The organism is Dactylosporangium sp. NPDC051087 (assembly GCF_055586325.1).
Genome location: NZ_JBVJIJ010000011.1, coordinates 265,357 through 276,381, shown reverse-complemented (window position 1 = coordinate 276,381; position 11,025 = coordinate 265,357). Strand labels below are relative to the sequence as shown.

Below are 11,025 nucleotides of genomic sequence, written 5' to 3'. Positions count from 1 at the left end.
CGCCGGCTACTTCTGGTCCGCGAAGAACGCCTGGACGGTCAGCGTCAGGTTCACCTTGTCGCCGGTGGCGGCGGCCACGTTCACGTTCTCGACGAGCAGGGCCCGCGGCTGCGAGCGCTGCAGCTGGTCGAGGAACGGGTTGACCTTCCCGCTCGGGCCGGACGCCGTCAGGCTCACCGGCACGGCGTGCACCGGCAGCGGGCCGCTGACCTTGACCTCGGTCGCGGAGCCGACGCTGATCCCGCTGACCGTGATCCCGGTCAGCTCACCCGCGTTCTGCACCTCGCGCAGCAGCTCCGCCACCGAGTCGCTCTCCGGCAGCGCGGCCAGCCGCGTCTTGAGCTGCGTCTGGTACTCCGCGATGCGCTGGTTCTGCGCCTCCAGCTTCGCGATGTCCCGGCGCTCGCGGTCGACCTGCGCCGCCAGGTCGTCGCCCTGCACCGCGAGGTCGTTCTCCTCCTGGTACTTCGGGTACACGCCGAGGTAGAAGCCGGCCGCCAGCAGGACGATCACGGCGACCACACCGCCCAGCAGCCACAGCCGTTCCGGTCGCATCAGTTGCCTCCCGACGCACTCTGGGCCGCGCCGGGGGTCGCGGTCGGCGACGTGAACCGGCCGCCGAGCGACGCCTTGGTGACGTCGACCTTGATGGTGAAGTTCAGCCCGTCCTCGGACTCGGTGGCGTCCGTCGGGAACGGGTTGGCGAGGCCCGGGACCGCGCCGAGGGTGTCGGTGAAGGTCGCGATGTCCTTCTTCGTCGGCGCCGTGCCGGTCAGCGTGACCGAACCGACCAGGTCACCGGCGGCGTCCGCCTGCGTGCTCTGGCTCAGCGCGCCCGTCACGCTCTTGACCGTGACGCCCTTCGGCGCCGCCTTCTGCAGCGAGGCCAGCAGCGTCGACCACGACAGGTCGTCGGCGAGCAGGATCCGCAGCTGGTCGTCGATGTTCTTGATCTGCCGCTGGGTGTCCTGCAGCGGCGCGTACTTCTTCTTCGCGTTGTCCAGGGCGGCCTTATCGTCGCGGATGCTCTGCAGCCGGTCCTGGGCCTGGTCGACGTTGCCGGCGGCGACGACGTACCAGCCGAGCATCAGCGCCACGAACGCGGCCACCCCGGCGATCACGAGCCGCCGCACCATCCGCAGCCGCCGCAGGTCGATGATCTCCAGGGGCAGCAGGTCGGCGGCGATCGGCAGGATCCGCATGGTCCGGGCGGTCGCGTCCGGGAACGCGGGATGCGGCGCACCCTCCCGGTCCTTCTTCGCCGGTACTGCCTGGGCCGGCCCGTCCTGCCCGGCGGCCCCCTGCGGGGCGCCCTGCTGGGCCGCGTGGACGGCGGCGGGCACGGCGGGCTGGACGGCGGTCCGGGTGTCGGCCGGCGCGTCACCGGCCGGTGCCGGCTGCATGGCGGCCTGCAGCGCCGCGGGCATGCCGGCGGAACCGGCCTGGCCTGCCTGGCCCGCCGGTCCTGCCGGGCCTGTGTGGCCGGTCGGGGCTGTCTGTCCTGTCTGGACTGTGTGGCCGGGCTGGCCCGTGTGGCCGGTCGGTCCGGTCGGTCCGGCCGGGAGCGCGGTGGTGGGCATGGTGGCCGGCTGCATGCCGTGGCCGGCCGGCGGGATCGACGGCGGCGCCGGGCGTGGTGGCGGTGGCACGCTGGCCTCCGGCACCCCGGGCGGGGGCGTCGTGGGCCGCGGGGGAGCCGGCTTCGCCGTGCCGGCCGGCAGCGCCGCCGCCGGCAGCGTGGCGGGCGGCATGGTCCGGGTGGTCGCGGCGGGTGCCTGCGTGGCGGGGCTCTGCGTGGCGGGGTTCTGCGTGGCGGGGTTCTGCGTGGCGGGGTTCTGGTCCGCCGGGACCGGTCGCGGCCTGGCGGGCGCGGTGAACTGGACCCCGGGCAGCGACACGGGAGCCGCGGCGGTGTCCGGCTCGTCCGGCAGCGGTGGGGGCGGCGGCGTGTGCGGGACCGGCGGGGACGCCGCGAAGCGGTCGGCGGCCGGCGGGGACGAGACCGGCCGCGGTTGCGTGGTCGGCTGCGGTTGCGTGGTCGGCTGCGGCGCCCACGTCGAGCCGCCGAGCGCGTCCACGGGCGGCGTCGCCTGCCCGGTCCATCCGCCGGTGGACGGTGCCCGGGTGTCGGTGTCCTGGGTCCATGCCGCGGCCGGGTGGGCCGTGGCTTCGGCGGGCCGCGTCCACCCGCCCGCGGGCGGGGCCTGGGTGTCGGTGTCCTGGGTCCATGCCGCGGCCGGGTGGGCCGTGGCTTCGGCCGGCCGGGTCCGTCCGCCCGCGGGCGGGGCCTGGGTGTCGGTGTCCTGGGTCCACGCGCCGGTCGCGGGGGTGTCGGCGGGCCGGGTCCATCCGCCGGGCTGCGACGCGCCGGTGTCGATCGGCTCCGTCCGGGCGTCGGGCCGGATCCCGGTTTCGGAGGTGCCGGGCAGGACGAGCTCGCCGGCGATGTACCGGGGGAACTCCCGCCTCGGCGCGGCCGTCTCCGCCTTCGCCGCCTGCGACACGAGCGGCTGCGGCGCCGGGTCGGCGTCGGCGTCGAGCGACGGCAGTTCGACGCGGGCACGCGGGGTCTCCGCGGTGAGGTCGGCCGGGGGCCACGACGGCGGCGGGCCTGACGGCACGACCGGCACGAGGCGCTCCTCGGCGGCCGGCGGCGTCCAGCCGGCGTCGAGCGGGTCGGTCAGCGGATCGCCGGCCCGCCCGCCCCACCGGTCACCGGCCGGGGCCGCGGGCTGGGAGTCGCCCCACTGGTCGCCGGAGGAAGCCACGGGCCGGTAGCCGCCGCCCTGGTCGCCGGACGAAACAGCGGGCTGGGAGCCGCCCCACCGGTCGCCGGACGTGGTCGCGGGCTGGGAGCCGCCCCACTGGTCGCCGGAGGAAGCCACGGGCCGGTAGCCGCCGCGCTGGTCGCCGGACGAAACAGCGGGCTGGGAGTCGCCCCACTGGTCGCCGGTCGAGGTCGCGGGCAGATAGCCGCCGCGCGGGTCGCCGGAGGAGACCGCGGGCCGGTGCCCGCCCAGCTGGTCGCCGGGGTCGCGGGCGTCGCGGGCGTCGCGGGGGGAGTCGTCGGGGTCGTCGCCCCAGGAGGGCAGGACGATGCCGGTGAGTTTGCGTTCCGGCTCGTCCTCCCACCAGGTGCCGGTGTTCGGGCCGGTCACGACGCACCCGCCAGGGTCAGGCCGACGGAGACGGCGGCCGAGGCGCGGACCTGCTCGAGGCTGCCGTGCCGGACCCGGCGCAGGCCGCGCACCCGCATCACCGGATCGACGGCGATCACCTCCACGTGCAGCTGGGCGTGCAGCGCCTCCAGGAGGCCGGGCAGCATCGAGCCGCCGCCGGACAGGGCGAGCCGGCTGACCCGGGCCTGCCGGCCGCCGGCGGTGAGGTACGCGAACGAGCTGCCGATCTCGTTGATGAGCGGCCGGACCGCGTCCTTGAGCGCCGAGCCGGTCTGCCCGTCGGTGTCGGTGCGCAGGCCGACGCGGCACTTGAGCTCCTCGGCCTGCTCGACGGGCAGGTCGAGCCGGTCGGCGACGGTCTTGGTGATCTCGTTGCCGCCGCGGGGGATCGTCCGCACGATGAGGGGCTCGCCGTCGTGGTGGACGATGACGCTGGTCGCGTGGGCGCCGATGTCGACGAGCGCCTCGACGTGCTCGTCGAGGCGGGACGCGGCGCGCAGCAGCGCGAAGGACGCCAGGTCGACGCGGACCACGTGCAGCTTCGCCGCCTCGATCGCCCTGATCGCGGCGAGGACCGGCTCCTTGGGCGCGGCGATGAGCAGCCCGCGGACCGTGTCGCCCTCGGGCTCGGCGAGGGGGTAGAAGTCGATGAGGGACTTCTCCGGCGCGAGCGGCAGCGCGTCGCGGACCTGGAAGGGCAGTGCCTGGCGCATCTCCTTCGCCGGCAGGTTGGCGACCGTGGTCTCCCGCACGACGACCTGCTGGTGGGTGACGCCGAGCGCGACCTTGCGGCTGCGGAACTTGAAGGTCGACCACAGCTGCTTGAGCGCGCCGGTGACCACCTGCTCGTCCTGCACGGCGCCGTTCTGCACGGCGCCGGGCGGTAGCAGGATGTGGCCGAAGTTGCTGATGACCGGCCCGTCCTTGCTGTTGCTGGTCTCCGCCGCGCGGATGGACACCGTGCCGATGTCCAGTCCGATCAGATTGACGGCAGCCATCGTGCTCCTTCGACGAAAAACGCTCAGGCGGGCAGGAGGATGGAGGTGTACCAGTCGGCGATCGGTGCCGCCGCGAAGAGCGCGATGAGCGCCCCGGCGAGCATCGACGGGCCGAACGGCAGCGCGGTCCTGCGGCCGGCCCTGCCGCCGGCCATCAGGACGACCCCGGCGATGCCGCCGAGCAGGAACGCGGCCAGGGTGCCGACCGCGAGGGGTGCCCAGCCGAGCCAGCCGAGGTACAGGCCCAGGACGCCGGCGAGCTTGACGTCGCCGAAGCCCATGCCGCCCGGGTACACCAGGGACAGCAGCAGGTAGAAGCCGAACAGCACGGCCATCCCGGTCAGCCCGCGCAGGCCCGCGGACCAGTCCCGCTGCAGGATCACGGCGGGCAGGAACAGCGCCGGCACCACCAGGTAGGACGGCAGGACGATCGCGTTCGGCAGGCGCAGCACGTCGAGGTCGATCAGGGCCAGGGCGACCGCGATCGCGGCGAGGTACAGCCAGGCGGGCAGCGTCGCCGACCAGCCGAACCGGGCGGCGACGGCGACGAACAGGACGGCCGTGCCGAGCTCCACCAGGGGGTAGCGGACGCTGATCGGCGCCTTGCAGTCCGCGCAGCGGCCGCGCAGCAGCAGCCAGCCGAGGACGGGGACGTTGTGCCACGGCCGGATCGGCACCGTGCACTGTGGACAGTGCGAGGCCGGCCGCAGGAGCGACTCACCGCGGGGGACGCGGTGGATGACGACGTTGAGGAACGACCCGATCGCCAGGCCGAGCACGCCGACGAGCGCGAACAGCATCAGCGTGCTCCTTTCTTCGCGTCGGAGTCAGGTGTGGCGGCCCGCTTGGACCACGGGCCGCCACAGCGTCGACTGGAACGGATCAGGGCGCAGCGGCACCGAGGCAGTCGGGGAGGTTCTTCTGGTCGGCCTTCTTGACCGAGCCACCGACGGCGCTCTCGTACTTGTAGACCACCTTGCCGTCCTCATTCGTACCGCAGATCCGGTACGTGCCGGTGGTGAGCTGCTTGTAGACGAGGGTGTTGCCGGGCGACAGGGTCGCGGTCTGCGTCCCCTCGGTCTGCGCGCCGATCTTGAACACGACGCTGGCGCCCGCGGTCCCAGCGGTGGTGATGTCGTCCGGGTACTTGTTGCCGTTCTCGGTGTAGTACTGCTCGACCGCGCTGACGGCGGCACGGACGTCGGACTCGGCGGACTTGTTCGCCGCGCCCTTACGGTAGTTCAGGTACATGGGGACGGCGATCGCGACAAGCACGCCGATGATCACGACAACGACGAGGAGTTCGACGAGCGTGAATCCGCCCTCTCCGGCGGCACGCTTCTTCTGCATCCTGCGCAGCGTTTCGGACATGGTTGAGCCTCCTGCTCCTGCACGGGTGTGGTGGTTGGCGGCGAGGCTCCGCTGCCTGACGCCGGTCATGTTCAGTTGCTCTGGATGTTCTGGTAGATCGAGAACATCGGCAGATAGAGGCAGATGATCATTCCGCCGACCACGCCACCCATGACGAGCACCATGATCGGTTCGATGGACGCGGTGAGTGCGTCGGCCGCGCTATCAACCTCTCGGTCGTAGAAATCGGCAACCTTTTCGAGCATCTGACTGATTTGGCCGCTCTCTTCTCCGACCTCGACCATTTGCACGACCATCGATGGGAAGATCTTGTGCGAGCCGAGCTGTGAGGACATGGGACGGCCCTCGCGCACGGCGTTCTGCAGGTCGGTCATGGCGGTGCTGATGACGGCGTTGCCGGTGGTGGCGCCGACGACGTCGAGCGCCTGGAGCACGGGCACGCCGACGCCGAGCAGGGTGCCGAGGTTGCGCGAGAAGCGGCTCAGCGCGATCTTCGTGAACAGCGGCCCGAAGACCGGCAGTTTCAGCTTCACCTTGTCGATCCGCAGGCGCACCGCGGGATTCGCGGCGGCCGCCTTGCGCAGCGTGACCGTGATCGTGACGCCGACGATGACGACGAGCGGTCCCAGCCAGTACAGGGTATGGCTGGCGGTGACGATGATCTGCGTCGGTAACGGGAGTTCGCCGCCGAGCTGTTTGAACATCTTCTCGAAGATCGGCACGATGAAGATGAGGACCGCGCTGATCATCACGACGGTGAAGACGAGCACGATCACCGGGTAGGTGAGCGCGCTCTTGATCTTCCCGCGCAGCTGCGCGTCCTTCTCGAAGTTCGTCGCGATGCGGTCCAGGGCGCTGTCGAGGAAACCGCCGGTCTCGCCGGCCCGGATCATCGCCACCATCAGCGCGGGGAACACCTTCGGGTGCTTGCCGAGCGCCCCGGACAGCGACATGCCGCTCTCGATGTCGAGCCGGACGTCACCGACCGCCTTCTTCAGCGACGCCTTCTGCGCCTGCTCCTCCAGTACCGCCAGGGAACGCAGCAGCGACATGCCGGACTGGGTCATCGTCGCGAACTGCCGGGAGAACACCGACAGGTCCTTGAGCGTGGTCCGGTCGCCGAAGCCGGGGATGCTGATGTCCCGCTTCATGAGCGAGTCGGCGCTGGTGATGGCGAGCGGCGTCAGGCCCTGCTGGCGCAGCAGCTGGGCGGCGGCGAGCTCGTTGGAGGCCTCGATCTTGCCTTTGCCGCGTTTGCCGTCATGGTCGATCGACTGGTACTCGTACGTCTTGGTGGCAGTCATGTGCTCTCACATCACATCCGGCCGGCGAGTCGGCGGAACTCCTCCGCCGAGTGACACATCTCCAGCGCCGTCTCGTAGGTGACCAGCTGCTGGCGGACCCGCTCGGCCAGGTGCTGGTCGAACGAGAGCATCCCCTCGTTGCCGCTGGACTGCATGAACGACGAGATCTGGTGGTTCTTGCCCTCACGGATCAGGTTCCGGATCGCCGGCGTGGCGAACATGATCTCCGTGACGATCGCGCGGCCCTGCCCGTCGGCGCGCGGCGCCAGGGCCTGCGTGACGACACCCTGCAGCGCGTTGGACATCTGCGCCCGGACCTGCTGCTGCTGGTGCGGCGGGAAGATGTCGATGACCCGGTCGACGGTCTGCGCGGCGCTCTGCGTGTGCAGGGTCGCCAGGACCAGGTGGCCGGTCTCGGCGGCGGTCAGCGCCGTCGACGTCGTCTCCAGGTCGCGCAGCTCACCGACGAGGATGATGTCGGGGTCCTGGCGCAGCGCGTGCTTGAGCGCCATCGAGAACGACGTGGTGTCGGCGCCGACCTCGCGCTGGTTCACCAGGCAGCGCTTGTGCTCGTGCAGGAACTCGATCGGGTCCTCGATCGTCACGATGTGCGAGGACCGGGTCCGGTTCGCCAGGTCCAGGATCGCCGCCAGGGTCGTCGTCTTGCCCGACCCGGTCGGCCCGGTGACGAGGACCAGACCGCGGTGCAGGTGGGCGAAGCGGGCCACCTGCTCCGGCACGCCGAGCTGGTCGAGGGGCTTGATGTTGTGCGGGATCGCCCGGAACGCCGCGCCGAAGGAGCCGCGCTGGGCGTACAGGTTGACCCGGAAGCGCGACACGCCCTCGATCGCGTAGGCGAAGTCGAGCTCCTGGATCTGCTCGAAGTGCTTCCACTGGCCCTCGTTGAGCACCGCGGCGCGGACCAGCATCTCCGTGTCGGCGGGCGTGAGGTCGTCGTACCCCGGCAGATAGCGCAACCCGCCGTTGATCCGCACCGTCGGCGGCGCCCCGACGGTCAGGTGCAGGTCGGAGCCGCCGACGCGGACGAGCGACACCAGCATCGCGTCGAGCGAGGCGCGCTCGTCGCTGGTCACCATCATGGTCTCCACACGCGGCCCATCGGCAGCCTTCCCGGCGTCCTGAGGGATTACACGGCGACCCGGACGACCTCGGGGATCGAGGTCTGCCCCTCGGCGGCCTTCGCCAGGCCGTCCAGGCGCAGGTCGATGAGGCCCTCGGTGCGGGCGACGGCCTGGATCTCGTGCGCGGAGGCCCGGTCGATGGCCAGCTTCTCGATCTCGGCGGAGACCGGCATGACCTCGTGCAGCGCGATCCGGCCCCGGTAGCCGGTGTTGGCGCACGAGCGGCACCCGACCGGGCGCCACAGGTGCTTCGGGGTGCCGAGGATGTCGTACGGCCAGCGCGCCCCGACCAGTTCCGCCTCGCTCGGCTCGTACTCGGTGCGGCACCAGTCGCACAGCCGGCGGGCGAGCCGCTGCGCGAGCACGCAGTCGACCGACGAGCCGACCAGGAACGGCTCGATGCCCATCTCCACGAGCCGGGTGACCGCGCTCGGCGCGTCGTTGGTGTGCAGGGTCGACAGCACCAGGTGGCCGGTGAGCGCCGCCTCGACCGCCAGCTGCGCGGTCGTGCGGTCCCGGATCTCGCCGATGAGCACCACGTCGGGGTCGGAGCGCAGGATCGCCGGCAGCACCGCCGCGAACGTCAGGCCCGCCTTATGGTCGACCTGCACCTGGTTGACGCCGGGCAGCCGGTACTCGACCGGGTCCTCGACGGTGATGATGTTGACCGTCGGCTTGCTGATCTCCGCCAGGGTCGCGTACAGCGTCGTGGACTTGCCCGAGCCGGTCGGGCCGGTCACCAGCAGCATGCCGTGCGGCTTGTTGTAGGACGCGGCGAAGCGTTCCGCGTTGGCCTTGCTGAAGCCGAGCTTGGCCAGCTTCAGGTCCATCCCGCTGGTGTCCAGGACCCGCAGCACGATCTTCTCGCCCCACACCGTCGGCAGCGTCGCGGTGCGCAGGTCGACCGCCCGCTGGTTGATCTCCACCGTGATGCGGCCGTTCTGCGGCACGCGCCGCTCGGTGATGTCGACGTTCGACATGATCTTCAGCCGGGAGATGAGCGCCGACTGGACGTGCCTGGGCACGGTGTCGACCTCGTGCAGGACGCCGTCGATGCGGTACCGCACCCGCATGCTGTGCTCGCCCGGCTCCAGGTGCAGGTCGGAGGCGCGGTTCACGATCGCCTGCTCGATGAGCGAGTTGACATACCGGACGATCGGCGCGTCCTCGTTGAGCGTCGTCAGCGCCGAGGTGGTCGGCGCCGCCTCCGCCCGCAGGCTCTCGGCGACCTCACCGAGGTCGTTCTCCTCACGCTTCAACCGGTCGATGATCTTGCGCAGCTCGGAGCGGGCCACCACGACCGGCCGCACCGTGAGACCGGTCGCGGCGCGCACGTCATCCAGCGCCAGGACGTCACCCGGGTCGGTGATGCCGACGGTGATCTCGTGCTCGTTGAGGGCGATGCCGAGCACCCGGTGCTTCAGGACGAGCGCCATCGGGATCTTCGTGATCGCCGCCGGGTCGATCGGGTAACCGACCAGGTCCAGCGTCTGGATCCCGTACGCGTCGGCGGACGCCTCGGTGAGCTGATCCTCGGTGACGATGTGATCGTTGATCAGCACGGCGCGGATGGACCGCCCGGTGCGCTCGGCCTCTTCCGCCGCCCGGTCGACCGCCTGCGGATCCGCCCCGCGTTCCTTCAGCGCGTCCAGCAGCGGACTGAACGTCTGGTACATCTCACCCCCGAGTCCTCAACCGCATCATCGGCACCGATCCGGGTGACTTTCGGGAATCACCCCCACCGGATGGATGGCGCTCGTTGACGTGCCGCGCCGCCGTCGTGAGGATGCTTCGCTGTGTCGGTTGCCGTCGTCGAAGATCCGTTGCCCGGCAAGATCAGTGTGTGGCGCGCCAGATGGGTCCTGATGCGCTACGGACGTCCCCCAGAACCCCCACCGGAGGGAGTCGCCGCCACCGGGCAGCTGCTCGCCCTGGTCACCGAGGTCGCGGCGAGGGTCGGGGTGGCCGCCCCGGACGCCGTCCGGCTCACCGGTCACGGCGTGGTCCGCGCCTGGGCCAGCCGCCGCCGGCGGGTCCTGTTCGTCGGGCTGCCGCTGCTGTACTGCCTGAGCATCGACGAGATCCGGGCCCTGGTCGCGCACGAGCTCGCGGTCGTCGACCACCGCCGGGCGCATCTCGTCGCCCGCCTGCGCGACCTCTACGAGGAGGCGGCCGACCCGTCCCGCGTCGAGCTGCCCCCGCGGGCGGCGGCCGTGCTGCGCGCCACCCGCGACTTCGCCACCGCCCTGGAGCGCAAGGCCGACCAGGCCGCCAGCAGCGCGTCCGGGCTGCACACCGCCGCCCGCGCGGTGGTCAAGGCCGACCTGGCCGAGTTCGAGTTCGCCGACCTGGCCTTCGACCTGGAGGAGCAGGTCTGGCAGCACGCCTCCGCCGCGATCCAGGACGTCCACGACGGCTGGCGGGCCGCGGTCCGGGCCGGGGCGGTCATCGCGTCCGTCGACGACGACACCCGTACGACGCTGATGAACCGCCATCCGAACCTCGCCGGCGCGATCGCCCCGCTGACCGCCGCGCACCTCGCGCTGCGGTCAGCGGACCTGGTGCCGGTCGACCCCCTCCAGGCCGCCGACGAGCGGGCCCTGGCCCGGCACGTCCTGCGCCGCTCACCCGCGGAGTGGACGACGTTCGCCGCGGTGCCCGCCACGGCCTGGCCCGGCTGGGTGGTCCGGCAGGCCCGCGCCGTGCACGACCAGGTCGCCACCCTGCTCGGCCGCGAGCCGAGCGGCCCGGCGGAGGTCGTCGAGGTGCTGCTGACCCGCCTCGACGAGCTGGTCGCGGCGAACTGGCCGGCCCAGCCCGAACCCCCGACCGAGCCCGAGGACCTCGACGCCACCCCGTCGGTGATGGTGGTGATGGAGGCGGCGCTCACCTCCCGCGGCTGGCGCCGGGTCCACCCGGCCACGCCCGGCGTCCTGGTGTCGGAGTCGGGGGCCGAGTGCAACCTGCACGACCTGGCCACGTCCGGGACCGCGCTGCCGGACCTGACGGCGCTGCTCCGGTGAGCCCGGTC

Annotated in this window: 9 protein-coding genes; 1 reads left to right on the top strand and 8 read right to left on the bottom strand. The window is 72.0% G+C overall.

What is annotated here, in order from left to right:
- Positions 1–6: 6 nt before the first annotated feature.
- From pilO to ACZ6TV_RS22695, 8 genes are all read right to left on the bottom strand, one after another.
- Positions 7–555, bottom strand: coding sequence for a type 4a pilus biogenesis protein PilO (gene pilO / locus ACZ6TV_RS22730; RefSeq protein WP_465299208.1), 549 nt, complete (start codon positions 553–555; stop codon positions 7–9).
- A complete protein-coding gene (locus ACZ6TV_RS22725) occupies positions 555–3,158 on the bottom strand; it encodes a PilN domain-containing protein (protein WP_465299207.1) in 2,604 nt (867 codons plus the stop codon). Before ACZ6TV_RS22725 ends, pilO begins: the two co-directional genes overlap by 1 nt.
- On the bottom strand, positions 3,155–4,177 hold the full coding sequence (gene pilM, locus ACZ6TV_RS22720; protein WP_465299206.1) for a type IV pilus assembly protein PilM: 1,023 nt from the start codon (positions 4,175–4,177) through the stop codon (positions 3,155–3,157). Before pilM ends, ACZ6TV_RS22725 begins: the two co-directional genes overlap by 4 nt.
- Before the next feature lie 23 nt (positions 4,178–4,200).
- A complete protein-coding gene (locus tag ACZ6TV_RS22715; protein ID WP_465299205.1) occupies positions 4,201–4,977 on the bottom strand; it encodes a prepilin peptidase in 777 nt (258 codons plus the stop codon).
- An 82-nt stretch (positions 4,978–5,059) separates the two neighbouring features.
- Positions 5,060–5,548: a prepilin-type N-terminal cleavage/methylation domain-containing protein gene (locus ACZ6TV_RS22710; protein ID WP_465299204.1), complete on the bottom strand. Its 489-nt coding sequence runs from the start codon at positions 5,546–5,548 to the stop codon at positions 5,060–5,062.
- A gap of 71 nt (positions 5,549–5,619) precedes the next feature.
- Positions 5,620–6,852 (bottom strand): type II secretion system F family protein, encoded by a 1,233-nt coding sequence (locus ACZ6TV_RS22705; protein ID WP_465299203.1) that lies wholly within the window; start codon positions 6,850–6,852, stop codon positions 5,620–5,622.
- An 11-nt stretch (positions 6,853–6,863) separates the two neighbouring features.
- Positions 6,864–7,952: a type IV pilus twitching motility protein PilT gene (locus tag ACZ6TV_RS22700; RefSeq protein ID WP_465299284.1), complete on the bottom strand. Its 1,089-nt coding sequence runs from the start codon at positions 7,950–7,952 to the stop codon at positions 6,864–6,866.
- Between the two features lie 47 nt (positions 7,953–7,999).
- On the bottom strand, positions 8,000–9,670 hold the full coding sequence (locus ACZ6TV_RS22695) for a GspE/PulE family protein (RefSeq protein ID WP_465299202.1): 1,671 nt from the start codon (positions 9,668–9,670) through the stop codon (positions 8,000–8,002).
- Between the two features lie 189 nt (positions 9,671–9,859).
- On the opposite strand from ACZ6TV_RS22695, the gene ACZ6TV_RS22690 reads away from it, so the two are divergent.
- On the top strand, positions 9,860–11,017 hold the full coding sequence (locus tag ACZ6TV_RS22690) for a hypothetical protein (protein ID WP_465299201.1): 1,158 nt from the start codon (positions 9,860–9,862) through the stop codon (positions 11,015–11,017).
- The last annotated feature ends 8 nt before the right edge of the window (positions 11,018–11,025 follow it).

Bases quoted from the DNA above. Each gene is read 5' to 3' on its own strand.
- pilO (WP_465299208.1), bottom strand. From the start codon at position 555: ATGCGACCGGAACGGCTGTGGCTGCTGGGCGGTGTGGTCGCCGTGATC.
- ACZ6TV_RS22695 (WP_465299202.1), bottom strand. From the start codon at position 9,670: ATGTACCAGACGTTCAGTCCGCTGCTGGACGCGCTGAAGGAACGCGGG.
- ACZ6TV_RS22715 (WP_465299205.1), bottom strand. From the start codon at position 4,977: ATGCTGTTCGCGCTCGTCGGCGTGCTCGGCCTGGCGATCGGGTCGTTC.
- ACZ6TV_RS22705 (WP_465299203.1), bottom strand. From the start codon at position 6,852: ATGACTGCCACCAAGACGTACGAGTACCAGTCGATCGACCATGACGGC.
- pilM (WP_465299206.1), bottom strand. From the start codon at position 4,177: ATGGCTGCCGTCAATCTGATCGGACTGGACATCGGCACGGTGTCCATC.
- ACZ6TV_RS22700 (WP_465299284.1), bottom strand. From the start codon at position 7,952: ATGATGGTGACCAGCGACGAGCGCGCCTCGCTCGACGCGATGCTGGTG.
- ACZ6TV_RS22710 (WP_465299204.1), bottom strand. From the start codon at position 5,548: ATGTCCGAAACGCTGCGCAGGATGCAGAAGAAGCGTGCCGCCGGAGAG.
- ACZ6TV_RS22690 (WP_465299201.1), top strand. From the start codon at position 9,860: ATGCGCTACGGACGTCCCCCAGAACCCCCACCGGAGGGAGTCGCCGCC.